At 72.3% G+C, this 25,728-nt stretch carries 22 protein-coding genes, 1 tRNA gene and 1 pseudogene; 13 read left to right on the top strand and 11 right to left on the bottom strand.

The window, feature by feature from the left end; genetic code table 11:
• Both MRBLMG1_RS22980 and MRBLMG1_RS22985 read right to left on the bottom strand, forming a co-directional pair.
• Positions 1-1,085, bottom strand: a pseudogene (locus MRBLMG1_RS22980) (hypothetical protein); the annotation flags it as partial.
• 7 nt (positions 1,086-1,092) lie between these two features.
• Positions 1,093-2,085: an SMI1/KNR4 family protein gene (locus MRBLMG1_RS22985; protein ID WP_367825986.1), complete on the bottom strand. Its 993-nt coding sequence runs from the start codon at positions 2,083-2,085 to the stop codon at positions 1,093-1,095.
• A 246-nt stretch (positions 2,086-2,331) separates the two neighbouring features.
• Here MRBLMG1_RS22985 and MRBLMG1_RS22990 point away from each other — a divergent pair, with 246 nt between their 5' ends.
• Both MRBLMG1_RS22990 and MRBLMG1_RS22995 read left to right on the top strand, forming a co-directional pair.
• The gene (locus MRBLMG1_RS22990; protein ID WP_367825987.1) at positions 2,332-2,844 is read left to right on the top strand and encodes a YwqJ-related putative deaminase; all 513 of its coding nucleotides are present in this window, start codon (positions 2,332-2,334) and stop codon (positions 2,842-2,844) included.
• Positions 2,845-2,852: 8 nt separating this feature from the next.
• Positions 2,853-3,344: an SUKH-3 domain-containing protein gene (locus MRBLMG1_RS22995; protein WP_367825988.1), complete on the top strand. Its 492-nt coding sequence runs from the start codon at positions 2,853-2,855 to the stop codon at positions 3,342-3,344.
• An 83-nt stretch (positions 3,345-3,427) separates the two neighbouring features.
• Here MRBLMG1_RS22995 and MRBLMG1_RS23000 read toward each other — a convergent pair whose 3' ends face one another.
• On the bottom strand, positions 3,428-4,759 hold the full coding sequence (locus MRBLMG1_RS23000) for a sensor histidine kinase (protein WP_367825989.1): 1,332 nt from the start codon (positions 4,757-4,759) through the stop codon (positions 3,428-3,430).
• 145 nt (positions 4,760-4,904) lie between these two features.
• On the opposite strand from MRBLMG1_RS23000, the gene MRBLMG1_RS23005 reads away from it, so the two are divergent.
• The 7 genes from MRBLMG1_RS23005 (at position 4,905) to MRBLMG1_RS23035 (ending at position 10,551) form a co-directional block, all read left to right on the top strand.
• A tRNA-Gln gene (locus MRBLMG1_RS23005) sits at positions 4,905-4,976 on the top strand.
• A gap of 110 nt (positions 4,977-5,086) precedes the next feature.
• The gene (gene glmU / locus MRBLMG1_RS23010) at positions 5,087-6,532 is read left to right on the top strand and encodes a bifunctional UDP-N-acetylglucosamine diphosphorylase/glucosamine-1-phosphate N-acetyltransferase GlmU (RefSeq protein WP_367825990.1); all 1,446 of its coding nucleotides are present in this window, start codon (positions 5,087-5,089) and stop codon (positions 6,530-6,532) included.
• A gap of 121 nt (positions 6,533-6,653) precedes the next feature.
• On the top strand, positions 6,654-7,628 hold the full coding sequence (locus MRBLMG1_RS23015) for a ribose-phosphate diphosphokinase (RefSeq protein WP_116160552.1): 975 nt from the start codon (positions 6,654-6,656) through the stop codon (positions 7,626-7,628).
• A gap of 239 nt (positions 7,629-7,867) precedes the next feature.
• Complete coding sequence (locus MRBLMG1_RS23020) at positions 7,868-8,455, top strand: 50S ribosomal protein L25/general stress protein Ctc (RefSeq protein ID WP_367825991.1); 588 nt, start codon at positions 7,868-7,870, stop codon at positions 8,453-8,455.
• A 112-nt stretch (positions 8,456-8,567) separates the two neighbouring features.
• Positions 8,568-9,164, top strand: a complete 597-nt coding sequence (pth, locus tag MRBLMG1_RS23025; protein WP_367825992.1) for an aminoacyl-tRNA hydrolase — start codon at positions 8,568-8,570, stop codon at positions 9,162-9,164.
• Between the two features lie 41 nt (positions 9,165-9,205).
• On the top strand, positions 9,206-9,649 hold the full coding sequence (locus MRBLMG1_RS23030) for a hypothetical protein (protein WP_367825993.1): 444 nt from the start codon (positions 9,206-9,208) through the stop codon (positions 9,647-9,649).
• Positions 9,650-9,774: 125 nt separating this feature from the next.
• Positions 9,775-10,551 carry an LPXTG cell wall anchor domain-containing protein gene (locus tag MRBLMG1_RS23035; protein WP_367825994.1) on the top strand — a complete coding sequence of 259 codons (777 nt, stop codon included), beginning with the start codon at positions 9,775-9,777 and terminating at the stop codon, positions 10,549-10,551.
• A 73-nt stretch (positions 10,552-10,624) separates the two neighbouring features.
• Here the strand turns inward: MRBLMG1_RS23035 and ppc are convergent, their stop codons facing one another.
• The gene (ppc, locus tag MRBLMG1_RS23040; protein ID WP_367825995.1) at positions 10,625-13,354 is read right to left on the bottom strand and encodes a phosphoenolpyruvate carboxylase; all 2,730 of its coding nucleotides are present in this window, start codon (positions 13,352-13,354) and stop codon (positions 10,625-10,627) included.
• Positions 13,355-13,606: 252 nt separating this feature from the next.
• On the opposite strand from ppc, the gene MRBLMG1_RS23045 reads away from it, so the two are divergent.
• The 3 genes from MRBLMG1_RS23045 to MRBLMG1_RS23055 all read left to right on the top strand — a co-directional run bounded on the left by MRBLMG1_RS23045 (position 13,607) and on the right by MRBLMG1_RS23055 (position 17,184).
• Complete coding sequence (locus MRBLMG1_RS23045) at positions 13,607-14,590, top strand: acyl-CoA desaturase (protein WP_367825996.1); 984 nt, start codon at positions 13,607-13,609, stop codon at positions 14,588-14,590.
• Positions 14,587-15,279, top strand: a complete 693-nt coding sequence (locus MRBLMG1_RS23050; RefSeq protein WP_414721629.1) for a TetR family transcriptional regulator — start codon at positions 14,587-14,589, stop codon at positions 15,277-15,279. The genes MRBLMG1_RS23045 and MRBLMG1_RS23050 overlap by 4 nt, the downstream gene beginning before the upstream one ends.
• A gap of 195 nt (positions 15,280-15,474) precedes the next feature.
• On the top strand, positions 15,475-17,184 hold the full coding sequence (locus MRBLMG1_RS23055) for an FG-GAP repeat domain-containing protein (protein WP_367825997.1): 1,710 nt from the start codon (positions 15,475-15,477) through the stop codon (positions 17,182-17,184).
• A gap of 99 nt (positions 17,185-17,283) precedes the next feature.
• Here MRBLMG1_RS23055 and MRBLMG1_RS23060 read toward each other — a convergent pair whose 3' ends face one another.
• A complete protein-coding gene (locus MRBLMG1_RS23060) occupies positions 17,284-18,117 on the bottom strand; it encodes a trans-aconitate 2-methyltransferase (protein WP_367825998.1) in 834 nt (277 codons plus the stop codon).
• A gap of 163 nt (positions 18,118-18,280) precedes the next feature.
• Between MRBLMG1_RS23060 and MRBLMG1_RS23065 the strand changes: the two genes are divergently transcribed.
• Positions 18,281-18,778, top strand: a complete 498-nt coding sequence (locus tag MRBLMG1_RS23065; protein ID WP_367825999.1) for a MarR family winged helix-turn-helix transcriptional regulator — start codon at positions 18,281-18,283, stop codon at positions 18,776-18,778.
• Here MRBLMG1_RS23065 and MRBLMG1_RS23070 read toward each other — a convergent pair.
• From MRBLMG1_RS23070 to MRBLMG1_RS23095, 6 genes are all read right to left on the bottom strand, one after another.
• Positions 18,737-19,525: a LuxR C-terminal-related transcriptional regulator gene (locus MRBLMG1_RS23070; protein WP_367826000.1), complete on the bottom strand. Its 789-nt coding sequence runs from the start codon at positions 19,523-19,525 to the stop codon at positions 18,737-18,739. The genes MRBLMG1_RS23065 and MRBLMG1_RS23070 overlap by 42 nt on opposite strands.
• 225 nt (positions 19,526-19,750) lie before the next feature.
• The gene (galK, locus tag MRBLMG1_RS23075; RefSeq protein ID WP_367826001.1) at positions 19,751-20,890 is read right to left on the bottom strand and encodes a galactokinase; all 1,140 of its coding nucleotides are present in this window, start codon (positions 20,888-20,890) and stop codon (positions 19,751-19,753) included.
• Complete coding sequence (gene galE / locus MRBLMG1_RS23080; protein WP_367826002.1) at positions 20,887-21,867, bottom strand: UDP-glucose 4-epimerase GalE; 981 nt, start codon at positions 21,865-21,867, stop codon at positions 20,887-20,889. The genes galK and galE overlap by 4 nt, the downstream gene beginning before the upstream one ends.
• Positions 21,864-22,907, bottom strand: a complete 1,044-nt coding sequence (gene galT / locus MRBLMG1_RS23085; protein WP_367826003.1) for a galactose-1-phosphate uridylyltransferase — start codon at positions 22,905-22,907, stop codon at positions 21,864-21,866. The genes galE and galT overlap by 4 nt, the downstream gene beginning before the upstream one ends.
• 136 nt (positions 22,908-23,043) lie before the next feature.
• Positions 23,044-23,727, bottom strand: a complete 684-nt coding sequence (locus MRBLMG1_RS23090) for a helix-turn-helix transcriptional regulator (protein WP_367826049.1) — start codon at positions 23,725-23,727, stop codon at positions 23,044-23,046.
• Between the two features lie 163 nt (positions 23,728-23,890).
• Positions 23,891-25,726: a PQQ-binding-like beta-propeller repeat protein gene (locus MRBLMG1_RS23095; protein WP_367826004.1), complete on the bottom strand. Its 1,836-nt coding sequence runs from the start codon at positions 25,724-25,726 to the stop codon at positions 23,891-23,893.
• Positions 25,727-25,728: the final 2 nt, after the last annotated feature.

The raw sequence follows: 25,728 nt of genomic DNA on the forward strand, positions 1-25,728 counted from the left end.
CCCTGCGCCGGCACCGGCGCGGCCGGCGGTGCGAGCGGGTTCGCCGGAGCGGCGCCCGGCCGCGGCGTGGCCGGGTCGAGACGGGGAGCCACGGCGGTCGGCGGCAGCGCGCTGCCGCCCTTCATCAGCGCGGTCGGCGCGTCGGCCCCCACCGCGGGCGGCGGGGTGTCCTCGTCGTCCGTGCCCGACAACGGCGGCGCGAACACGGTCGCCGGCAACGGCACCGCCCCGTCCGCACCCCCGGAACTGGCGTTCGCGTCCACCCACGGGCTACTGCCCGACGGCGAAGCCGGAGGGGCGACCGGCGCCGGAGCGGGGACGGGCGCGGGCGCGGGGACGGGCGCGGGAGCGGGCGGAGCCGGCGGCGCGACGGGCGCGTCCTGCACCGCGGGGGCCGCGGGGGCCACCGGCACGGAAGCCGCGGGGGCCGCGGGCGCGGAAGCCGCGGGAGCCGCAGGGGCCGCGGGCGCGGAAGCCGGCACCCCGTCCATCGCCGTCGGCTCGTACGCGGGACCGGACTCCCCGGCGCCGCCTCCAGAGCAGGCACCGACACCGGCACCGACGCCGATCCCGACGCCCTCGCTCGCGTCCACCCCCGACAGCGCCACCGAAGCCGAAGGCACCGCGTCCGCCGCGCCCACCGCCTCCGACGAGTCGTCCGCAGGAGTCGACGAACCGCCGGTCTCCTGCGAGGCGTTCGGTCCGTTGGGGAGGCCGATCTTGTCGGCCGCGTCCTGGAGCCACTCGGGCGGGCTCAGCAGGAACGACGTCTGGTTGAGGTCGATACGGGCCGCGGGCACGGCCGCCTGGGCCGGGACGTCGTCGGCGGAGCCGTACTCCTCCTCGTACCGGCGGATCACCTCGCCCACCGGCAGTCCGGGCCACAGCGTCGCCTCGCCGCTGTCCCGGGCGATCACGAGCCGCTGGCGGCCGCCGTCGGACGTGGGGCCGCCCTCGCGGTCCTCCGCCCACACGACGAAGCCCAGCTCGAACTCCCGTACCCGCACCTCGCGGTGCTGGTAGGACGGCAGTTCGCCGTTGATCCACTCCTCGGCGCGCTCCTGCGCCTGCGCGAACGTCACCACAGCCAGCTCACTCCCCTACCGGGACCACGGGCACGGCACGCGCGAAGCCACCGTCCACCATCAGGTTCGCCACCGTCTCCAGCTCCGGCGGATTGCCCGCGAGCCGCTGGAGGAACGCGTCGAAGTCCGCGCCGCACGGCAGCAGCAGCCGCTCCACGCGCTCCGCCACGGACCAGCCCGCCGCCACCTCGCCGGAGTCCCGCGCGTCGTCGTACGCGCAGAACCACACCGAACCGACCGCCTGACCGCGCACCTTCACCGCGATCAGACCGCCCTGGACGAAGGCGACGCCCAGATAGTCCTTCGTCAGGTGGTCGCGCAGACACTTGTTGACGTAGACGAGGTCGTTGACACCCGCCTCCTCGCGCACCGTGAAGAACGGCTGGTCGACGAGGAGCCCCAGCTCCGCGTCGAGCGCCGCGCCCACCGGGGCGCACCCGCCGGCCGCCTTCAGGAAGGAGCGGTACGCCCCCGGCAGCCGGTAGCCGAGATCCTCCTCGACGCCCTGGAGCTGCTGCTCCGACACCGACACCACGCCCTTCGGCAGCCCGAAGTGCGCCGGCCGGGTCTCCTGCAGCGGCCGCGTGCCGCGCTTCGAGTGGTCGACGGCGGCCGTCGCCACCCCGCCGTGGTGGCGCAGCAGCGCCTTCACCTCGACCGGCACCAGCTCCATGCGGCGGCTGCGCGCCACGTGGTGCCAGGTCCAGCCGTGCGGCGTCGCGACCGACGGGATGGTGTCCCACAGCTCGTGGCCGGTCGCGGCCATCGCCGCGTTCGCCGACACGTAGTCCGTGAGCCGCAGCTCGTCGACGCCGAAGCCCTCCGGCGGGTCGGCGATCTCGGCCGCCGCGCGCGCGTACGGCGAGAAGTCCGGGTGGCCGTGCTCGTCGACCCGTACCCCTCGGGGGTGACGGGAGGCACGGACCGGGTCCGGGAAGTGCACGACCTGCCCGGCGTAGGCCGCGTTCGGTGGCGCGGTGTGCCCGAGCCGACTCGTCATGGCGGATGCCCCCTGCATGGCGTCGCTGACTGCTACTACCGACTGATCCCGCACAGCCTATGCGCTGCCACAAGAGCCGTAACGGCCCCCGCCCGACGGTGACCAAGTGTCACGACGCCATGACAGTCGCACCATGATTCCGACACACCGAAAGCGCGTTTCGGCGCCCCAGCTTCCCCATATGGCTCCCTATTTGGCAGGCTGTCCACGCAACTCGGGGGATTGCAGGAGGGGAAGACCAGCACCATGCACGCAGCAACGACGCCCACACAGGGTGACCCACGCCTCAACTGGAGCAGCAGCGCCGAGGCCACACGCGCGCCCTTACTGCGTCACCGCCGCGACGGAATCCTCCCCACCGTGGGGGCCGCCCTCTCCGTCCGCGGTGAGACCCTCACGTGCACCGCGGGCCGCGGCGACCGGCCGCCCGTCCTGCACGCCCTCGTCCAGGACTTCCTGGACACGCTGACCAGCAGCCAGCGGGAACGCTTCACCGGCCGGTGTCCGGAGGCGATCCTGCTCTCCCGGCACCTCACCGCGACCGAGAACGCCCGCTCCAAGCGCGCCCAGCGTAAGGCGCTCACCCCCGGCGAGGCCCGCCGGTCCCTGAAGGCGGCCAAGGTCACCGCCCGCCGCATCAGGGAGGACGGCGACCCGCTCCACGGCAGTTACGCCGCGCCCTGCCGTTCCTGTACGGCGATGCTCGCCCACTTCGGCGTCCGCGCCGTCGACCCCACCACGCCTGTCGAGAACGGCTGACCGTGCCCATGTCCGACCACCTCAGCACCACCCGCTTCCCCGTCAGCGTCGACGCCGCGCTCCGGGAGGCCGGCTGGCAGCCCGGCCGCTGGGACATCAAGCTCGCCGAGGAATGGGCCGACGCGCTGCGCGCCCACGTCTCCCCCGCCGGGCACCGGCACTGCGTCTTCCCCGCCGCCGTCGAGGCCTGGGCCGAGTTCGGCGGGCTGCGGATCACCGCGCCCGGCCACGGCCGGCAGATAGCGCCCGCCACGGTCCGCTTCGACCCGCTCGCCGGCCTCCACCTGTCCCGCACCCTCGCCGACCTCGGACGCGCCCTCGACACCGAGCTCGCCCCGCTCGGCGAGGAGGGCGAACACCAGGCCGTCCTCGCCATGGACATCGAAGGCCGCGTCTACAGCCTCGACCACGCCGGCGACTGGTACCTCGGCAAGGACATCGACGCGGCGCTCGCCACCCTCGTCACCGGAGCCCACCCGACCCGCCTCACGGCGCACTAGACCCCGGCGCCGAAAAAAGCGGCGCCGGAACCGGAACCGGAACCGGCAGATGCCACGTCACCGGCAGCGCCACCCGCACCGGTCTACGCGACCGGTTCCTCCACGGCCACCGGCAGGACCGCCGACACCCGGAACCCGCCGGCGTCCGTCGTGCCCGACACGAACACGCCGCCGAGCCGGAGCACGCGCTCCCGCATGCCGACGAGGCCGTTCCCGCCGCTGGGCAGCCGTACGTCTGCATCGCCCGCGTCCGACGGACAGGGGCCGTTCTCGACCTGCATGGCGACCTCGCCGTCCCGGTGCGCCAGCCGCACCACGACGGCGGCGCCCACCGCGTGCTTGTGGACGTTGGTCAGCGCCTCCTGCACCACCCGGTACGCCGTCCGCTCCACCTCGGGGGCGTACGAACGCGCCTCGCCCATCACCACCAGCTCCACGGCCGCGCCCGCGAGCCGGGACTGCTCACAGAGCGCCTCCAGGGCGTCCAGGCACGGCCCGTCGTCGGCGGCGGCCTCGGCGGCCGCGGCAGCGGCCCGTCCCACGGCGGCGAGCGGCACCGCGGCGGGAGCCGCCGGGGCGGCCCCCTCCCGGAGCACGCCCAGCATCTCCCGCAGTTCGGTGAGGGCCTGCCGCCCCATGTCACCCACGAGGGCCGCGTTCCGCACCGCCTTCTGCGGGTCCTTCAGCGCCACCGCCTGCAGCGCCGCCGCGTGCACGACCATGAGCGACACGCGGTGCGCCACGACGTCGTGCATCTCCCGCGCGATCCGCGTCCGCTCCTCCTGCCGCGCCCACTGCGCCCGCTGCTCCGCACGGTCCGCGAGGAGCGAGAGCTCCTGCTCCAGGCTGTCCGCCCGCTCCCGCAGGCTCTCCATGAGCCGGCGCCGCGCCCCTATGTACAGGCCGAACAGCACCGGCGGGGCGTTGAGCCCGAGGGTCATGAAGAGCGACACGCTCGGCACGTACCAACCACTCGGGTCGAAGTCCTGGGTGCCGTCGTCGACCTGGGCCACGTCCTGCCGCAGCCGCACCACGGTCACGACGAACACGGCCAGCGTCGACATCCCGGCCAAGACGGCGGTGATCCGGCGGGGCACCTCGGAGGCGGCGAGCGAGTACAGCCCGACGATCCCCATGAGGAAGCCCATCTCGGCGGGCGCCACGGCGATCGAGACGAGCACGACCGCGATGGGCCAGCGCCGCCGCACCAGCAGCACGGACCCCACGATCAGCCCGAACACCACGCCCACGGGCACGGGCAGGCCCGCCTTCCCGGCGAACCCCACCCCCTCGATCGCGCACTCCAGCGCCGATACCAGCGCGAGTCCGACGTCGAGGACGACGCTCCGTCCTCTCCCCCACCACCACCAACTCCCGACGCCCTCGGCGTCCCGGTCTGCCCCCGTTGTGGTCATGGCCACCACCCTACGGGCGGGTCGTCCGATCATCCGGGCAGGCGGGCTCCCGCCCGTACCGTCGCGACGGAGGGGCCTGGTACGGCATAGTGGGAGGCCGCCGGGCGGACGGACCGACAGATCGTCCGTTCGGTGGCGTACACCATCCCCTGTGGTGTAATCGGCAGCACTGGGACCTTTGGAGTCCTATGTCCGGGTTCGAGTCCTGGCAGGGGAGCACGGAGCGAGCGGGTCCTGACCACCACGGTCAGGACCCGCACTCATGTCCGCCCCCTTGCCCCCCGGTATCCTTCGTGGGTCCACCACCCAAAGCCGAAGGGCATACCCGTGAGCGCCAACCGCCCGGCAGCCGTCGTCGTCCTCGCAGCGGGTGAGGGCACCCGTATGAAGTCGAAGACTCCCAAGGTCCTGCACGAGATCGCCGGGCGGTCCCTCGTCGGGCACGTCGTGTCCGCCGCGCGGGAACTGGAGCCCGAGCACCTCGTCGTGGTCGTCGGCCACGCCCGCGAGCAGGTGAGGGGACACCTGGAGGAGCACTACGCGGGCACCCGCACCGCCGTCCAGGAGGAGCAGAACGGCACCGGGCACGCGGTGCGGATGGCGCTGGAGGAGCTGGGCAAGGCGCCCGACGGCACCGTGGTCGTCGTCTGCGGCGACACCCCGCTGCTGTCCGGCGAGACGCTGAAGGCGCTGGCCGGCACCCACGCCGGCGACGGCAACGCCGTGACCGTGCTGACCGCCGAGGTGCCCGACTCCACGGGCTACGGGCGCATCGTCCGCGACGCCTCGGGCGCGGTGACCGAGATCGTCGAGCACAAGGACGCGTCGGACGAGCAGCGCGCCATCCGGGAGATCAACTCGGGCGTGTTCGCGTTCGACGGGAAGCTCCTCGCCGAGGCGCTCGGCCAGGTGCGGACGGACAACAGCCAGGGCGAGGAGTACCTCACCGACGTCCTGTCGATCCTGCGCGAGGCCGGCCACCGGGTCGGCGCCTCCGTGGCGGGCGACCACCGCGAGATCCTCGGCATCAACAACCGGGTGCAGCTCGCCGAGGCGCGCGCCCTCCTGAACCAGCGGCTGGTCGAGCGGGCGATGCTCGCCGGCGTGACCGTGGTCGACCCGGCGTCGGTGCTCGTGGACGTGACGGTGACGTTCGAGCCGGACGCGGTGATCCTGCCGGGTACGCAGCTGCTCGGCGCGACGCACATCGGCGAGGACGCCGAGGTCGGCCCGAACACGCGCCTGACGGACACCACGGTCGGCAAGGGCGCCCGGGTGGACAACACGGTCGCCTATTCGGCCGTGATCGGCGAGTCCGCCTCCGTGGGCCCGTTCGCCTACCTGCGCCCGGGGACGAACCTCGGCAAGAAGTCCAAGGCCGGCACGTACGTCGAGATGAAGAACGCGACGATCGGCGAGGGCACGAAGGTCCCCCACCTGTCGTACGTGGGCGACGCGACGATCGGCGAGTTCACGAACATCGGCGCGGCGAGCGTCTTCGTGAACTACGACGGCGAGGCGAAGCACCACACCACGATCGGCTCCCACTGCCGTACGGGTTCGGACAACATGTTTGTGGCTCCCATCACCATCGGGGACGGTGCCTACACCGCCGCCGGGTCCGTGATCACGAAGGACGTGCCGGCCGGTTCGCTGGCGGTGGCCCGGGGCCAGCAGCGGAATATCGAGGGTTGGGTGGCCAGAAAGCGGCCCGGCAGCGCTGCCGCGCAGGCCGCTCAGGCCACGTCGGAGGACTCCGCCGGCGAAAGCTGACCGGAAACGGGTACGTCGAACTCGGCGTACCGTGATACGTGCACACAAATTCGGCTGGTTCGCACATGCGCTCGACAGGCGCGGGATCGCGGCCAGAGAACACGTCTGAGGAGACAGTGCTGTGACCGGGATCAAGACGACCGGCGAGAAGAAGCTCATGCTCTTCTCCGGCCGCGCCCACCCCGAGCTGGCCGAGGAGGTCGCGCACCAGCTGGGCGTCGGTCTCGTTCCCACCAAGGCGTTCGACTTCGCCAACGGTGAGATCTACGTCCGCTTCCAGGAGTCGGCGCGAGGCGCCGACTGCTTCCTGATCCAGAGCCACACGGCTCCCATCAACAAGTGGATCATGGAGCAGCTGATCATGATCGATGCTCTCAAGCGGGCCTCGGCCCGGAGCATCACCGTGATCATCCCGTCGTACGGCTACGCCCGTCAGGACAAGAAGCACCGCGGCCGCGAGCCGATCTCGGCGCGCCTGGTGGCGGACCTGCTGAAGACGTCGGGCGCCGACCGCATCCTGACGGTCGACCTGCACACCGACCAGATCCAGGGCTTCTTCGACGGCCCCGTGGACCACCTGTCCGCCCTCCCGGTCCTCGCGGACTACGTGGGCGCGAAGGTCGACCGCGACAAGCTGACGATCGTCTCCCCGGACGCGGGCCGCGTGCGGGTCGCCGACCGCTGGTGCGACCGCCTCGACGCCCCCCTGGCGATCGTGCACAAGCGCCGTGACAAGGACGTCGCCAACCAGGTCACCGTGCACGAGGTCGTCGGTGACGTGAAGGGCCGCGTCTGCGTCCTGGTGGACGACATGGTCGACACCGGCGGCACCATCTGCGCCGCCGCGGACGCCCTGTTCGCGCACGGCGCCGAGGACGTCATCGTGACGGCCACGCACGGCATCCTGTCGGGCCCGGCCGCGGACCGCCTCAAGAACTCCAAGGTCAGCGAGTTCGTCTTCACGGACACGCTGCCGGTGCCGGGCGCCCTGGAGCTCGACAAGATCACGGTGCTCTCGATCGCGCCGACGATCGCGCGCGCGGTGCGCGAGGTGTTCGAGGACGGTTCGGTGACGAGCCTCTTCGAGGAGCACTGAGCCACGGAGTGACGTCGAGGGCCGCTTCCCCGTCCGGGGGAGCGGCCCTCCGCCGTCTCCCGCGGTGATCGATTGGGCGGTGGGGCCGGGGGCCGGTAGACTGCCGTAGTTGCTCGGCGAGGGAGGCCGTACCCCCATGGGGTCACGGCGGTCCGTTATCGACGCGCTCTTCGTAGCAGGCCATCGCCAGTCGTGGCCGGGTGACCTTTCTTTCGTCACCTTTCTACGAGGAGTGCACCATGTCCGAGGTCAAGCTCGCCGCTGCCGTCCGCACCGAGTTCGGCAAGGGCGCCGCCCGCTCGATCCGCCGCAACGCCCAGGTCCCCGCCGTCGTCTACGGCCACGGCTCCGAGCCGGCGCACGTGACCCTCCCGGCCCACGACCTGGGTCTGGCGCTCCGCACGCCGAACGTCCTGCTCTCCCTGGACATCGACGGCAAGACCGAGCTGGCGATCCCGAAGGCCGTCCAGCGTGACGCCATCAAGGGCTTCCTGATCCACGTCGACCTGCTGCTCGTCAAGCGCGGCGAGAAGGTCACGGTCGAGATCCCGGTCCAGGCCGAGGGCGAGCTGGCCGCCGGTGGCAACCTGCTGGAGCACGTGCTCTCCACCCTGTCCGTCGAGGCCGAGGCCACCCACCTCCCCGAGGCCGTCACGGTCTCCGTGGAGGGCCTGGAGGCCGGTGCCTCCGTCCTCGCCGGCGACATCACCCTGCCGAAGGGCTCGACCCTGGCGACCGACCCCGAGGCCGTCGTCCTCCAGGTCCTGTCCGCGCAGGCCGAGGAGCCGGCCGCCGAGGCCGTGGCCACCGAGGGCGCCGAGGCCTGAGCCGTAGGCTCTGCCTGACGTGACGGGGTGACGGGCCGTGCGGCCCGTCACCCCGTTTCTCTTGCACGGAAGCACGCACGCGCGTGGACGGATACGAGGAGACCTGACGCACATGACGGACGACGCCAACGCCCCCTGGCTGATCGTCGGCCTCGGCAACCCCGGGCCCGAGTACGCGGCCAACCGCCACAACATCGGCTTCATGGTCGTCGACCTGCTCGCCGAGCGGATGCGCGGTTCCTTCAAGCGCGCGCAGAAGGCCCAGGCGCAGGTCGTCGAGGGCCGGATGGGCCCTCCCGGCCCCGAGAACCGCCGTGTGATCCTCGCGAAGCCGATGTCGTACATGAACCTCTCCGGCGGCCCCGTGACGGCGCTGCGGGACTTCTACAAGGTGCCGACGGCGCACGTCGTCGCCGTCCACGACGAACTGGACATCGACTACGCCACGCTGCGCCTGAAGCTCGGCGGCGGCGACAACGGCCACAACGGCCTCAAGTCCATGACGAAGGCCATGACCGCCGAGTACCACCGCGTCCGCTGCGGCATCGGCCGCCCGCCGGGCCGCATGCAGGTCGCCGACTTCGTCCTCAAGGACTTCTCCTCCACGGAACGCAAGGAACTCGACTGGTTCGTCGACCGCGCGGCCGACTCCGTCGAGTGCCTGGTCGCGGAGGGCCTGGAGCGGGCCCAGTCCGCGTACAACTCGTAGCCCTCCGGCGGTCGGAACGTACGACTGTACGATCGCGGGTCATGACGCACGTCCGTAACGCCGCCATGGCCCTCGTCGCCCTCCTCCTCGTCGTCGCGGGCGCGTGGACCTCCTGGAACTCGGCCCAGCACGTCCTGCTCGCCAAGGGCCGCGAGCACGGGACGCTGACGGTGACCGGCTGCACGGAGGAAACCTGCAGCGGCGCCTACACACCTGAGGACCCGTCGTCGACGCGCCGGACGCTGACGATCGCGCGCTCGGTCGCGGCGGAGAAGGGCACCACGATCCCCGTCGTCGTGAAGCCCGGCACGGACGAGGGCGTACGCACCGGCTGGGGCGGCGGGTTGCACGCCTGGCTCCCGCTCGGCGGCGCACTCCTCCTCGCGGCGCCGCTCATCGGCGGCGGTCTGCGGCTGCCGCGCACGGCGTGGTCGGTCGCGGGGGCCGGCGGAGCACTGCTCGTCGCGGCTTTCCTCGCACTCTGACCGGATTGCGCCGGGTTCCTGGCGCAATCGTTATGGAGCTCTGGGTTAAGGACGGCTTAAGGGGATGGATAGGCTGCCTCAGCCACCTCCCACGGCATCCTCATCCCACAGATGGACGACTGCACATGCGACGTACCCTCATATCCTCTGGCGCGCTCGTCGCGGCCGTAGCGGGGTCCCTGGTCCTCGCCCCTGCGGCCCTCGCCTCCGACGGCGCCAACCACCCGACCCTGCGCCAGGAGCTGCCGCTGAAGGCGGCGGACTTCGAGAACACCGAGGCCGAGTGCCTCGGTGTCCCGGCCAACCAGGACGGCTGGCACTTCGTCCTCCCCGGCGGCACCGCCGACTTCGTGGAGCTGAAGGTGACCTTCGTGCCGGGTGGCACGCAGACCATCACCGACTTCAGCAAGTTCGGCAACCCGGCGGGCAAGCACGCGTACGTGGCCTCCGCGCCGGGTGCCGAGCTGACGAACGTCGAGGCGACGATCACGGGTGGCCCGCTCCCGGGCAAGGGCAACAAGTTCCCGCTCTCCCACACCTGCCCCGCCACCCCGGTCACCGAGACCACCACCCCGGGCACGGAGACCACCACTCCGGGCACGGAGACCACGACTCCCGGCACGGAGACCACCACCCCGGGCACGGAGACCACGACTCCGGGCACGGAGACCACCGCCCCCGGCACCGAGAGCCCGACGCCGGGCGAGACGACGCCGGGTGGCTCCGAGTCCCCGTCGGCGTCCACGTCGGCCGGTCAGACCGGCGGCTCGGACACCAAGGGTGAGGGCGACCTCGCCGAGACCGGTTCCAGCGCCCCCGTGGGGATGCTGGCCGCCGCGGCGCTGGCCCTCGCGGCCGCCGGTGCGGTCCTGGTGACCCGTCGTCGCAAGGCGCAGCAGTAACAGCGCCGTAGCGGCATACGCCTGTGCCCCCGTCGGATGTCCGGCGGGGGCACAGTCATGAACGGGGTACGGGTCAGCCGGTGTTGCGGAGGCCCGCGGCGACGCCGTTGACCGTGAGGAGGAGGGCCCGCGCGAGGAGCGGGTCCGGGTCCTCGCCGCGCTCGGCGTCCGCGCGCTGGCGGGCGAGGAGGGCGACCTGGAGGTACGAGATCGGGTCGAGGTAGGCGTCGCGGATGGCGAACGTCTGCTGGAGGACCGGGTTGGAGTCGAGGAGCTGCTCGCCGCCGGTGATCTTCAGGACCTCGGCGACGGTCAGCGCGTGCTCGGCCTCGATGGTGTCGAAGACGTGCTTGAGGTCGTCGGGGACCAGGGTGTCGACGTAGTGGCGGGCGATCCGCAGGTCCGTCTTCGCGAGCGTCATCTCGACGTTGGCGAGGAAGTTGCGGAAGAAGTGCCAGCGTTCGTACATCTCGCCGAGGACCGGGTCGAGGCCGGCCTCGCGCAGGGCCTTGAGGCCGGAGCCGACGCCGAACCAGCCGGGGACGATCTGCCGGGACTGGGTCCAGCCGAACACCCACGGGATGGCCCGCAGTCCGTCGAGTCCGGCACCCGAGTCGGGGCGGCGCGAGGGACGGGAGCCCAGGTGGAGGTCGGCCAGCTGGTCGACCGGGGTGGCCGCGAAGAAGTACGAGGGGAGGTCCGGGTCCTCGACGAGCCTGCGGTACGCGGTGTGGGCGGCTTCCGAGACGGTGTCCATGGCCGCGTCCCAGCGGGCGAGGGACTCGTCGGACTGGCGCGGCGAGGTGTGCAGGGCGGAGGCCTGGAGCGTGGCGGCGACCGTCAGTTCCAGGTTCTCCCGCGCCAGGGACGGGATCAGGTACTTGTCGGAGATGACCTCGCCCTGCTCGGTCACCTTGATCTCGCCCTCCAGGGTGCCCCAGGGCTGGGCGAGGATCGCGTCGTGCGAGGGGCCGCCGCCGCGGCCGACGGTGCCGCCGCGGCCGTGGAAGAGGCGGAGGCGGACGCCGTAGCGGTGGGCGACGTCGCGGAGCCTGCGCTGGGCGCGGTGGATCTCCCACTGGGAGGTGGTGATGCCGCCGAACTTGGAGGAGTCCGAGTAGCCGAGCATGACCTCCTGGACGTCACCGCGGAGCGAGACGAGGCGCCGGTAGGAGGGGTCGGCGAGCATCCCGTCGAGGATGACGTCGGCGGCCTTGAGCTCGTCGGTGGTCTCCAGGAGCGGCACGATGCCGATCTTGGCCCAGCCGCCGTGCAGGTCGATCAGGCCGGCCTCGCGGGCGAGGACGGCGGCGGCGAAGACGTCGTCGGCGCCCTGGCACATCGAGATGATGTAGGACTCGATGACCTCCGGGCCGAAGCGCTCGAAGGCCTCCTTGATGGTGTGGAAGACGCCGAGCGTCTTCTCGCCGGCGGCGTCCAGCGGCGCCGGGGTGGGGGCGAGCGGGCGGCGCGAGCGGAGCTCCTTGGCGAGGAGCTTCTGCCGGTAGTCGCGGGGCATGTCGGCGTACCGCCAGGACTCCTCGCCGAGGCGGTCGAAGAGCTGCCCGAGGGCGTGGTGGTGGGCGTCGGCGTGCTCGCGGACGTCCATGGTGGCGAGCTGGAGGCCGAAGGCGGAGAGGGTGCGGATGGTGCGGTCCATCCGGCCGTCGGCGAAGAGGCCGCCGCGGTGCTCGCGCAGCGAGGTCTGGATGAGGGTGAGGTCGCGCAGGAGCTCGGCGGTGCCGAGGTAGTCGCGGCCGTCCTGGTGCGGGGTGCCGGTGGCGAGGCGCTCGCGGGTGTTGACGAGCTTCTGCCGGATGCAGGTGGCCTTGAGCCGGTAGGGCTCCTCGGCGTTGAGGCGCTTGTAGCGGGGGCTGATCTCCGGGAGGAGCTCCAGGTCGCGCTGGAGGGAGTCCAGGAGTTCCTGGGTGGCTCCGGCGTAGCGGATGGAGTTGGAGAGCAGTCCGCGCAGGTAGTCGACGAGTTCGAGGGCGTCGGTGATGCCGTGCTCGTGCTGGAGGATCAGGACGTCCCAGGTCACCTGCGGGGTGACGTTGGGGTTGCCGTCGCGGTCGCCGCCGATCCAGGTGCCGAAGGTCAGCGGGCGGGTGCCGGCGGGGAGTTCGACGCCGACGCGCTCCAGCTCGGCGGCGAGGTCCTCCAGGACGTCGCCGACGGCGTTGGCGTGCAGCTCGTCGAGGTAGTAGATGGCGTTGCGGGCCTCGTCGGCGGGCTCGGGGCGGACGACCCGGAGTTCGTCGGTCTGCCAGATGAGGTCGATGTTCTCGGCGAGCCGCAGGTCGTGGCGGCGCCGGTCGGCCTCGATGACCGGGGTCTCCAGGAGGGCGGCGATCCGGCGCAGCTTGTTGAGGACGGAGCGGCGGGCGGCCTCGGTGGGGTGCGCGGTGAAGACGGGCCGGACGTTGAGGTTCCTGACCGTCGCGCGTACGTGCTCGGGGTCGCCGTCCTTGAGCATGTCGACGGTGCGGGCGAGGAGGCTGCCCTCGGCGGCGCGCTTCTCGCGCATCTCGCGGCCGCGGTGGACCTGCTCGGTGACGTTCGCCAGGTGGAAGTAGGTGGAGAAGGCGCGCACCAGCTTGGCTGCGGTCTCCAGCTCGACGCCCTGGAGCAGCTCGGCCGCGGCCTCGCCGTCCTCCCGGGTGAGGCGGCGGACCTTCTCGACGAGGTCGAGGAGCTCGTGGCCCTCCTGGCGGACGAGGGTCTCGCCGAGGAGGTCGCCCAGTCGGCGGATGTCGGCGCGCAGCTCGGTGCTGGCGGTGGGGGTCTGGTCGGCACTGCTCACAGGTGCGGCTCCTTGCAGTGTTTCAGCACGTCTGGAGGGTTCTGGAGGCTTGCGGACCGCGCTGTCCGACGCACCCAGGATAGGTGTCCAACCCGTGGACGGCGGGCAGGGGCCTGTTGTGCCCTCTTGCCGCGCGCCCCGGCGCTGCCATACTTACGACGCCGTAGGTTACGGAGCCGTAGCCTCGGCCGTGTCTTTCCGTACTTTCTCGCACATTCCCCCCACTCTCACCCTCACCCCCAGGGGACATCCATGACCATGAGCCCCGAGGTGACCTCGGCGCCCGAGACGTCCGACGGCACCACGGCCCTGCCCTACGCCACGCTCGGAGGCGACCGCAAGGGTTCGACGGAGCAGCTCGCGCTGCTGCTCTTCATCACGGTGCCGTTCGTGGCACTCCTCGCGGCGGTGCCGCTGGCGTGGGGCTGGGGGGTGAGCTGGCTGGATCTGGGCCTGATGGTCGTCATGTACTTCGTCGGCTGCCACGGCATCACGATCGGTTTCCACCGCTACTTCACGCACGGCGCGTTCAAGGCGAAGCGGCCGCTGCGGATCGCGCTGGCGATCATGGGGTCGCTGGCGGTGGAGGGGCCTCTGGTGCGCTGGGTGGCCGACCACCGCAAGCACCACAAGTTCTCGGACGCCGAGGGCGACCCGCATTCGCCGTGGCGGTTCGGCGAGACGGTGCCGGCGCTGATGAAGGGCCTGTGGTGGGCGCACATCGGCTGGATGTTCGACGAGGAGCGGACTCCGCAGCACAAGTACGCGCCCGACCTGATCAAGGACCCGGCGATCCGGGCGATCTCCCGCCAGTTCGTGCTGTGGACGGTGGTGTCGCTGGCGATCCCGCCGCTGGTGGGCGGTCTGGTGACGTGGTCGTGGTGGGGCGCCTTCACGGCGTTCTTCTGGGGTTCCCTGGTGCGGGTGTCGCTGCTGCACCACGTGACGTGGTCGATCAACTCGATCTGCCACGCGGTGGGCAAGCGTCCGTTCAAGTCGCGTGACCGCTCGGGCAACGTGTGGTGGCTCGCGGTGCTGTCCTGCGGCGAGTCCTGGCACAACCTGCACCACGCGGACCCGACGTCGGCCCGGCACGGGGTGCTGCGCGGCCAGATCGACTCCAGCGCGCGGCTGATCCGCTGGTTCGAGCAGCTCGGCTGGGCGACCGACGTGCGCTGGCCGGCGAAGTCCCGCATCGAAGCCCGCCGCCAGGGCGCGTCCGCAGACGCGGCATGATGGAAGGCGTGGCGATCGAGGGCAGTACCAGCGGTACCGGCGGCAGCGGCGGAGAGCAGAAGCCCCGGCGCGGTCGCCGGGTGCGGATGACGGGCGCCCAGCGCCGGGAGCAGCTGCTCGACATCGGTCGCACGCTCTTCGCGGAGAAGGGCTTCGAGGGCACGTCGGTGGAGGAGATCGCGGCGAAGGCCGGGGTGTCCAAGCCGGTGGTGTACGAGCACTTCGGCGGCAAGGAGGGGCTGTACGCGGTCGTCGTCGACCGGGAGATGCGGCAGCTCCTCGACGGGGTGACGGGCGCGCTGACGGCCGGGCATCCGCGGGAGCTCCTGGAGCAGGCGGCGTTCGCGCTCCTCGACTACATCGAGAACTACACGGACGGTTTCCGGATCCTCGTGCGGGACTCCCCGGTGGCGCAGTCGACGGGCACGTTCGCGTCGCTGATCAGCGACATCGCCACGCAGGTGGAGGACATCCTGGGCCTGGAGTTCAAGGCCCGGGGCTTCGACCCGAAGCTCGCGCCGCTGTACGCGCAGGCGCTGGTGGGCATGGTGGCGCTGACCGGCCAGTGGTGGCTGGACGTGCGCAAGCCGGCGAAGGCCGAGGTGGCCGCGCATCTGGTGAACCTGGCGTGGCACGGGCTGGACGGCATGGAGCAGAAGCCGCGGCTGATCGGGCACCGCAGGAGCTGACGGGCCGGGCGGGGGCCGGGGGCACGGGGACCTGACGCGGTCGGGAAAAAGCGGTGGCTTCCCCATACTCGAACAGGAGTACACTCCGGTCCACATCCGAGGGGGGTGTCCGCCCTCCGTACGTGCCGACTGCCGTACGGACGCGCCGCGGACCCCTGCCACGGGCCCTGTTCTCGTTCCCCAGGGGGGGATCTTTTGCGTTCCGCATTCTCCGGGCGCGCGCGTCGCGTCTCGACCTGCACCGCGCTCGCCCTGTCCGCCGGCATGCTGCTGGCGTCTCCGGCGGTGGCCGAGCCCGCGCCACGTCCGGCCGCGCAGCTGCCGCAGCGCGACCACACGGCCCTGAAGCTCGACTGGTCGGCGCTGTCCGGCACGGCCAAGGCCGGTACGGCCCAGGCCGACGCAGTCATCGCGCCGCGGTTCGACGTGGACGGCGACGGTCGTTCGGACCTGCTCAACCGCGAGTGGACCGGCCAGCTGTACGCGGTGCTGTCCCAGGCCGTGTCCCCGACCGATCCGTGGCTGGGCTCCGGGGGCTCCGGCGTCCTGAAGCACGACATCGTCCCGATCGGCGATCTGAACGGCAACGGCGCCCCCGAGGTGCTGACCGTCTCGAAGTACGGCCAGCTGGAGCTCTTCTCCGACGCCACGGCGACGTACGGCCAGCACCGGTGGACGGGCAACGGCTGGACGATCTACAACAAGGTCTTCTCGCCCGGCGACGTGAACGGCGACGGCAAGGCGGACCTCATGGGCCGCCAGCACAACGGCGAGCTGTACCTGTACCTGGGCACCGGTTCGCTGACGGCGCCGTTCGGGCCGCGCGCGAAGGTGGGTACCGGCTGGAACCTGTACGACCAGGTCGTGGGTCTCGGCGACAACGACGGCGACGGTCTCGGCGACGTCCTCGCCCGGACGCTGAGCGGGCAGCTGTTCTTCTACGGCAGCAGCGGCGACAAGGCGGCCCCGTTCAAGACCCGCAGGTCCGTCGGCACCGGCTGGGACACCTACAACCAGCTCGTGCCCGTCGACGACCAGAACGGCGACGGCAAGGCCGACCTGCTCGCCCGCGACAAGGACGGCAACCTCTGGCGCTACCTGGGCCTGGGCGACGGCCGCCTCGGACCGCGCGCGCAGGCCGGCTACGACCGCGGGTCACGGCAGGTCGACCAGTTCAGCGGCTCGGGCGCGATCGCCGGCTCCGGCAAGAACGCGGTCCTGGCGCGGGACAAGGCCGGCACGCTCTTCGTCTACTACGCCGACAACAACGGCCTCCTCGGCAAGCGGAACCAGGGGGGCGACGGCTGGAACGGCTACTCCCTGTCGTTCGCCTCGTCCCTCGGGCAGGACACCGACGCCGACTTCCTGAAGCTGGTCCAGGGCTACCTGTACGGCAACGACGACACCATCCTCGGCACCGGCTGGCAGATCTACGACAAGATCGCCGGCGTCGGTGACCTGAACGGCGACGGCAAGGGCGACCTGCTGGCCCGGGACGGCGCCGGCAACCTCTACCTGTACCGGGGCAACGGCGAAGCCGCGGGCCTCTACGGCCGGATCAAGGTCGGCACCGGCTGGGCCGGCTACAACGCGATCGTCGGCGCGGGCGACTACTCGGGCGACGGCCGTCCGGACGTGATCGCGCGGGACGGCTCCGGCAGGCTGTTCCTGTACCGGGGCACCGGCAAGGCCGACGCGCCGTTCGGGGCGCGGACGCTGGTCGGCACCGGTTGGACGTACGCCCGGATCGTGGCACCGGGTGACCTGAACAGCGACGGCAAGGCCGACCTGCTCGCGGTGAACGGGGCGGGCGAGCTGTGGCGCTACCTGGGCGTCGGAGACGGCACCTTCAAGCCGCGCGTCCGGATCGGCACCGGCTTCCAGACGTACAACGCCATGTACTGAACCAGCAGGTAGACGGTGAACGCGGGCGCCCCGCACCGGAGTTCCGGTGCGGGGCGCCCGTGCGTCGCGTGCCTCACGTGCCGTGCGCGTCCCCCTGGCTCATCCCCGCTTGCGCGCGACCGCGAAGATGCGCCGGAAGGGGAAGACCGTGCCGTGCGGACCCGGCGGGTAGGCCTCGCTCAGGAGGGCGCGGTACTGGTCGAGGAAGGCGTCGATCGCCTCCTGGTCGTCGCCGAGGGTGGTGAGGACGGGTCGCAGCGCGGTGCCCTTGACCCAGTCGAGGACGGGGTCCTCGCCGTGGAGGAGCTGGCTGTACGTGGTCTCCCAGACGTCCGTCTCGCAGCCGAGGTCGGTCAGCCGGGTGAGGTACTCGGACGGGTCGAGTATGTGGACGAAGCGACGGCCCTGGCCGCCGAGGCGCTCGCGCCACTCGGGGGTGTCGCAGAGCTCGCCGAGGAGGGCGTGGCTGGGCGAGGTGAAGTTGCCCGGGACCTGGAAGGCGAGGGTGCCGCCGGGGTGGAGTCCGTCGACCCAGGAGGCGAGGGACTCGGGGTGGTTGGGGACCCACTGGAGGGCCGCGTTGGACACGATCAGGTCGTAGGGCTCGGCGGGGGTCCAGTGGGCGGCGTCCGCGGGCCGGAAGTCGAGCCAGCCGCCGCCGCGGGTGGTGCCCGCCCAGTCCTTCTCGGCGCGCTCCAGCATCTCCGGCGAGAGGTCGAAGCCGGTGATGTGCGCGTCGGCCCACCGGTCGGCGAGGAGGGCCGTCACGTTGCCGGGGCCGCAGCCGAGGTCGGCGATGCGGGCGGGCCGGTCCTGGGCCGGCAGGTGCGGTATTCGGGCGAGCAGGTCGAGGAACGGCCGGGTGCGGTGGCCGGAGTGACGGAGGTACTGCTGCGGATCCCAGGTTGGTGCGGCGGATTCCACGGAATGCATGTTCGAAGCCCCCTTGCTGGCACGTGTTGCCGAAGCGGAACGGAGTTCCGGCCGGGTCCCTTCCCCGTAGTCCAGGGAAATATATCTTGACTTCAAGATACTTGATATCGAGAAACTCGAACACAAGAGACTTTATGTCAACAGACCCTCTACACTGATCGTCATGGAGGACGAGGTCGACCGGCTGGTCGCTGCATGGCGCCGTGAGCGCCCCGACCTCGACGTGGAACCGCTCGAGGTGCTCAGCCGCGTCTCACGGCTCGCCCGGCACCTCGACCGCGCCCGTCGGCTCGCCTTCTCCGAGCACCAGTTGGAGCCCTGGGAGTTCGACGTCCTCACCTCGCTCCGCCGGGCCGGCGCGCCCTACCAGCTCTCCCCCGGCCAGCTCCTCACCCAGACCCTCGTGACCTCCGGCACCATGACCAACCGCATCGACCGGCTCACCAAGAAGGGCCTGGTCGAGCGGCTGCCCGACCCCAGCGATCGACGCGGGGTCCTCGTCCGGCTCACCCCCGAGGGCCGCGACCGGGCCGACGAGGCCCTCGCCGGCCTCCTCGCCCAGGAGCGCGCCATCCTCGCCCAGCTCTCCCGCGCCCAGCGCGGCGACCTGGCCGCACTGCTACGCCGGCTGACCGCCCCGTTCGACAACGTCCCCGGCTAGCGCGGGAGCCGGCTCGGCCGGCCCGACGCCCGCCCGGCGGGCCAGCGCCACCGCCGCCAGGGTCGAGTGCACGCCCAGCTTCCCCAGCACGTTCTGCATGTGCGTACGGACGGTGTGCGGGGAGAGGAAGAGCCGCTCGGCGACCGCCTTGCGGCCAAGCCCCGCGACCATGCAGCGCAGCACCTCCGCCTCGCGCGGGGTCAGCGACTCCACCAGGCGCTCGCTGTCCGTCCGGTGCTTGCGGGCCGCCGTCAGCTCCCGCAGGACCCCCGTGAGCAGCGCGGGCGGCAGATGCGTCTCGTCCCGCAGCACCCCGCGGACCACGGCGAGCAGCCGCTGGAGCGAACAGTCCTTGGCGACCCAGCCCGAGGCCCCGGCCTGGAGCGCGAGCGCGGCCCGGTGCGGGTCGTCCTTCTCCGCGAGGACGACGGTACGGACGGCGGGCTGGACCCGGCGCACGCCCGCGACCAGGGAGATCCCGTCGACCGCGGCCTCGGGGTCGTCCGGTGCCCGGCCGGCCGCCGCCGCACCGGAGGGCCCCGCGCCGAGTTCGGCGTCGACGAGGAGCACGTCGAACCTGCGCCCCTCCGCGACCCCGCGGTCCAGGCAGCGCAGCGCCGCCGGGCCGCTTCCCGCGGCGGCGACGTCGACGTCGGGCTCCGCCGCGAGGGCCGCGGCCAGCGACTCGGCGAAGATGCGGTGGTCGTCCACCACCAGGACCCGGATACGTGCCACGGACACCCCCATGTGTCGAGGAACGGACCGGCGCGGTACGGCGCCGGAGGCGGGCCCGCCGATCGCCCGGCCGCCGCCGTGCGTTGACTACCCCTCTGCCGGCGCCGTACCCGACGGGTCTCGACCCCTGAAACAGCACCGGCCCCCACCGGCGCTGCCCAACAGAGTAGGGGCGGGGCGGCACGGTGGGGGCCGTTTGGCGTAACTGCGCGAAGTCGTCCGGGTGCGGGGCCCGGTTCAGAGCCGGCGCGCGCCCGCCGACGGCACGGCGGGGAAGATCCCCGGGGCCGCGAATCCGGCGCCGGCGAAGGCCGCGCCGACGGCGGCGGCGACCTCGTCCGCCCGGTCGGCGTCGACGAGGACGACGGCCGAGCCGCCGAAGCCGCCGCCGGTCATCCGGGCGCCGAGCGCCCCCGCCGCGTTCGCCGCCTCGACCACGAGGTCGAGTTCAGGACAGGACACCCGCAGGTCGTCGCGGAGGGAGGCGTGCCCCTCCGTGAGGACCGGCCCGACGGCCCGGGTGTCGCCGGCGTCGAGCAGGGCGATGACGCGCTCCACCCGGGCGTTGTCCGAGACGACGTGCCGGACGTACCGCAGAATCGTGTCGTCGCTCAGAAGGGCGAGGGATTCAGGCAGGTGCACGGCGCTGACGTCGCGCAGGGCCTTCACACCGAGCGCCCGCGCACCCGCTTCACACCCGGCGCGCCGCTCCGCGTACGCGCCGTCTCCGAGCGCGTGCTTCACGCGGGTGTCGACGACGAGCAGCCGGAGCCCCTCGCCGGCCAGGTCGAAGGGGACCTGCCGGTACGAGAGGTCCCGGGTGTCCAGATGGAGGGCGTGGCCCTCCTCGGCGCAGGCGGAGGCCATCTGGTCCATCACGCCGCAGGGGACGCCCGCGAAGGCGTTCTCGGCGCGCTGGGCGATCCGGGCCAGTTCGGAGCGGGAGAGCCCGAGCCCGAACAGGTCGTTCAGGGCCAGCGCCGTGACGACCTCCAGGGCCGCCGACGAGGAGAGCCCGGCGCCGGTCGGCACGGTCGACGTCAGGTGCACGTCCGCCCCCGTCACCGGGTGCCCGGCCTCCCGCAGCGCCCAGACGACGCCGGCCGGGTAGGCCGCCCAGCCGCCGCCGGACAGCGGCTCCAGGGCGTCGACCTCCAGCTGCACGATCCCGCCGTCGATGTCGGCGGAATGCAGCCGCAGGACGCCGTCGTCACGGCGGGAGACGGCGGCGACGGTGGTGTGCGGCAGCGCGAGGGGCAGCACGAAGCCGTCGTTGAAGTCGGTGTACTCACCGATGAGGTTGACCCGCCCGGGGGCGGCCCACACCCCGTCGGGCGCGGCGCCGTACAGCGCCTCGAAGCCGGCGGCGACGCTCATGCCCGTCCCTCCTCGCGGAGCCGCGCGAACGCCCAGGCGTCGGCGACGACGGCGGCCAGGTCGGGGCGGGACGGCGTCCAGCCGAGCCGCTCGCGGGCCGTGTCGGCGGAGGCGACCAGGACGGCCGGGTCGCCGGGCCGGCGGGCGGCGGTGATCTCGGGGACCGGGTGGCCGGTGACCGCGCGGACGGTCTCGACGACCTCGCGGACGGAGAAGCCGTTGCCGTTGCCGAGGTTGCAGATCAGGTGCTCGCCCGCGGTCATGGCGCCGAGCGCCAGGAGGTGGGCCTCGGCGAGGTCGGCGACGTGGATGTAGTCGCGGACGCAGGTGCCGTCCGGGGTCGGGTAGTCCTCGCCGTACACGGAGATCGCCTCGCGCTCGCCCAGGGCGACCTGGAGGACGAGCGGGATGAGGTGGGACTCGGGGTGGTGGCGCTCGCCGAGCGAGCCGTACGCGCCGGCGACGTTGAAGTAGCGCAGCGAGACGGCGGCCAGGCCGTGGGCGGCGCACTCACCGCCGATCATGTGGTCGACGGCCAGCTTGCTCGCCCCGTACGGGCTGGTGGGCGAGGTGGGCGCGGACTCGGTGATCGGGACGGTCTCCGGTTCGCCGTAGGTCGCGGCGGTGGAGGAGAAGACGAGCCGGCGCACCCCGGCGTCGCGCATGGCCGCGAGCAGGGCCATGGTGCCGCCGACGTTGTTCTCCCAGTACTTCTCGGGCTTGGCGACGGACTCGCCGACCTGCGAGAAGGCGGCGAAGTGCAGGACGCCGTCATAGGAGGCGTCGAGCCACTTCGCCGCGTCCTGGATGCGGCCCTCGACGAACTCGGCGCCGTCCGGGACCCCTTCGGCGAAACCGGTGGAGAGGTCGTCGAGGACGGTGACGCGGTGGCCCCGTTCCAGGAGGTGGGCGGCGACGACGCTGCCGACGTAGCCTGCGCCTCCCGTCACCAGGTACCTCTTCGCGTGCGTGGTCATGCGCTCGCCACCTCTCGGAGTCGTCGGGCCGCGTCTTCCGGCCGTACGTCGTTCATGAACGCGCCCATGCCGGACTCGGTGCCCGCGAGGAACTTCAGCTTGCCAGAGGCCCGTCGGACGGTGAAAAGCTCCAGGTGCAGTCCGAAGTCCTCGCGCCGCTCGTCCGTGAACGGCGCCTGGTGCCAGGCGGCGATGTAGGGCGTCGGCGGCTCGTCCGGGCCGAAGAGCCGGTCGAAGCGCCTCAAGAGTTCCAGGTAGACCTGTGCGCACTCTGTGCGGGCGGCCTCGTCGAGGGCGAGCAGGTCCGGGACCCGGCGCTTGGGGTGCAGGTGGACCTCGTACGGCCAGTGGGCGGCGTACGGCACGAAGGCGATCCAGTGCTCGGTCTCCAGGACCACCCGCTCGCCGTCGGCGCGCTCGCGGGCTACGACGTCGTCGAAGAGGTTCCGTCCGGTCGCCGCCCGGTGCTCGTCGGTGCGGCGCCGCATGGCGGCCGTCCGGGGGGACACGTAGGGGAAGGCGTAGATCTGGCCGTGCGCGTGCGGCAGGGTGACGCCGATCTCCCGGCCGCGGTTCTCGAAGCAGTAGACCTGCTGGACGCCGGGCAGGGCGGAGAGCGCGGCGGTCCGGTCGGTCCAGGCGTCGAGGACGAGCCGGGCCCGCTCCTCGGTGAGGTCGGCGAAGGAGACCGTGTGGTCGTCGGTGAAGCAGACGACCTCGCAGCGGCCGACGCCGCCGGAGAGGGAGGGGAAGCGGTTCTCGAAGACCACCACCTCGTAGTCCGCCTCCGGGATCTCGCTCTCGCGGCCGTCCCTGGCGGGGCAGAGCGGGCAGGCGTCGGCCGGCGGGTGGTAGGTGCGGGCCTGCCGGTGCGAGGCGACGGCGACGGGGTCGCCGGTGAGCTCGTCGTACCGGATCTCGGAGCGGGAGACGACGGGGGTGAGGGGGCGCGGGTCGACGGCGGTGCGGACCGCGTCGTCGCGCGTGTCGTAGTAGATCAGCTCGCGCCCGTCGGCGAGCGTGGTGACGGTCTTCTTCACGGGGCTACCCTCCGGGCGGGATCAAACAGAACCACGCACAAAGAATCACATTCAAACATCCGCGTCAATGGCGAAGCCGGGCCCCGCTCCCGGGACCCTCAGCCCTGCCACCTCGAAGGAAGCCCCGCCGGAGGCCTCAGCGGGGGCCGCGCTGCCCCGGAACCGCCCGGTCGAGCAGCCCCGTCCTGGCCGCCAGCGCCGCCGCCTCCAGACGCGATCCGACCCCCAGCTTCATCAGGACCCGCTGCACGTGCGTCCGCGCCGTGCTCGGCGCGATCCCCATCCCCGCCGCGATCAGCCGGGTGTCCTCCCCCTCCGCCACCCGGACGAGCACCTCCACCTCCCGGTGCGTCAGCATCCGCAGCAGCCGCTGCGCCTCGTCGTCCGGCTGGGCGGCGGGGTGCAGCAGCTCCGCGAAGGCGCCCTGGAGCAGCGCGGGCGCCACCGCCGACTCCCCCGCCCTGGCCTTCACCAGGGCGCGCTCGACGCCCTCGATGCGCTCGTCGTGCCGGACGTACCCCGAGGCCCCGGCCGCGAACGCCGCCGCGATCCCGCGCGGCGACGGCACCGGACCGAGCACCACCACGGCCACCTGCGGCCGCTCCCGCTTGATCCGCACGACCACGTCGAAGGCGCCCGGCGCGGCCGGTGCGGCCGTGCCGAGCAGGCAGACCTCCGGCCCCCGGCCCACCACGAGGTCCGCGGCCGCCGCCACCGGCGCGCCCGCCGCGAGCACCCGGTGCCCGCGCAGCTTCAGCGCCGAGGCGAGCGCCTCCGCCAGCAGGCGGTGGTCGTCGACCACCACGAGGCGTACGCCCATCCCGGTCATCCCCCATCCTCCGGGCCCGCCGTCCCCCGGCCGGCCCGCTCGACCCCGAATTCTTCGCCACCCGGCGCGGTGCGCAAACAGCCCGGCACGTCGGGGTGAAACCGACACGCCGGGCTGTTCCCGTCTCACGAACGTCCGTGCGACGTCCGTGTGTTCATCGGGTGCTGTACGACACCGCCAGGTACTTCTTCTCGTCCGGCGCCGACGCCCGCGGCTTGGAGATCATCATGGCGGACATGAACAGGCGACCGTCGCCGTACAGGATCTCCGAGTAGTCCACGGAGAAGCTGTTCTCGATGTCGCGGATCGTCTTGTCCGCCGGGTTCTCCAGGAGCAGCGTCTCCTTCATCGTGCCGCCGTCGATCGACACGATCCGGCCGCCCTTGTCGTACGGGGGCTCCTTGTAGGCGATGAGGTTGCCGCCGTCCATCCGGAGCGGGACCAGGGTGTACTTGTCCCCGGCGTCCGCCTTCTCCGGCAGCGTGCGCCCGGTGTTCAGGTCGAACGCGATGACCTCGTTGGTCTCGTCGCCGTACTCGCCGGTGCTGCCCTCGTGCTCCTCGGTCGGCACGTAGAGCCGGCCGTTGCCGACGAGCGCCTGGGAGCAGGACTCGACCTTCGTCGAGCGGCAGCGGGCCCCGTACTGGTCCGCGTCCGCCGTGATCTTGGCCTTCAGCTTGCCGGTCTTCTCGTCCAGGGAGAAGAAGTCCGAGATGCCGCTGCCGTCGCCGGCGGACTCGCCGACGTCGGCCGCGACGACCAGCGGCTTGGTGGAGACCACCGACGCGTACTTCACGCCGGTCGGCATCTTGTACTGCGAGAGCGGGGCGCCCGTCGTCGGGTTCAGGTTCTGGATCATCACGTACTGGCTGTCGTACGGACCGCACTTGCGGACCGCGACGAGGCCCTCGCCGCCGCCGTACCCCAGGTCGTAGCAGTTCTGGCTGTTGGCCTGCGGCTTCCAGCGCGGGTTGCCGTTGGCCGCGTCGAAGGCGGCGCCGCCGTCGGTGCCGCCGGCCGCGACGGTCGTCCCGCTGAGCGTGACCTCGCCGAACCGGACCTTCTGGTCGCCGCCCGTGCCGCCGGTGACCGACGACGACCACAGCAGCTTGCCGGTGTTCAGGTCGACCATGCCGACCTCGGTGCACAGCTGGTAGTAGCGCGGCGCGACCCGCTTGCTGGCCTCGAAGAGGATCGGCACCTTGTGGTCGGCCGTCATGTGCCGCGAGGAGCCGCAGACCTGGCCGGTCAGCGGCAGCGTCCACAGGACCGTGCCCTTGTCGAGGTCGTAGGCGACCATCGAGTTGACGCCCGTCTTCACGTACGCCTTGTCCGTGATCCAGGAGCCGGACATGTCGGTGACGTCCGGGACCTTCGGCTCGATGACGTCGAAGGCCTTCTTGCCCTGGGTGTTCGCGGGCGCCTTCTCCTTGCCGCCACCGCCGAGGCCCTTGGTGTCACCGGAGCCGCCGCCGGTGGCGCCCTGCGAGGTGCCGCCCGTGCCCTTGGCCTCCTCGTCCTTGCCGTCGCCGCCGGAACCGGCGTACCAGATGCCGACGCCGATGATCACCGCGACGGCGACGACCGCCGCGATCACGATCTGGAGCTGGGCGGACAGCTTCTTCCCACCCGGCGCCGAGGGGGCGGGCGCCGGCTGCTGGTAGCCGCCGTAGGGCTGCTGCGGCTGCGTCGGGTAGCCGTACGGAGGCTGCTGCGGCTGCTGGTAGCCGCCGTACTGCGGGGCCTGCTGCGGCTGCTGGGGCTGCGTGGGGTAGCCGTACGGCTGCTGCTGCGGCGGAGCGGGGGGCTGCTGCGGGTAGCCGTAGCCGGGGTCCGGCTGCGGCTGCTGCGGCGGCTGCTGGGGGTACCCGTAGCCCGGCTCGGGAGCGGGCTGCTGCGGGTAGCCGTACCCCGGCTCGGGCGTCGGTGCGCCGAAGCCGCCCTGGGGATCCGGGGGTTGGTTCGGCGGCGGCGGGGGTGGCTGCGTCATCG

The organism is Streptomyces sp. LMG1-1-1.1, from assembly GCF_040815545.1.
GTDB lineage: Bacteria > Actinomycetota > Actinomycetes > Streptomycetales > Streptomycetaceae > Streptomyces.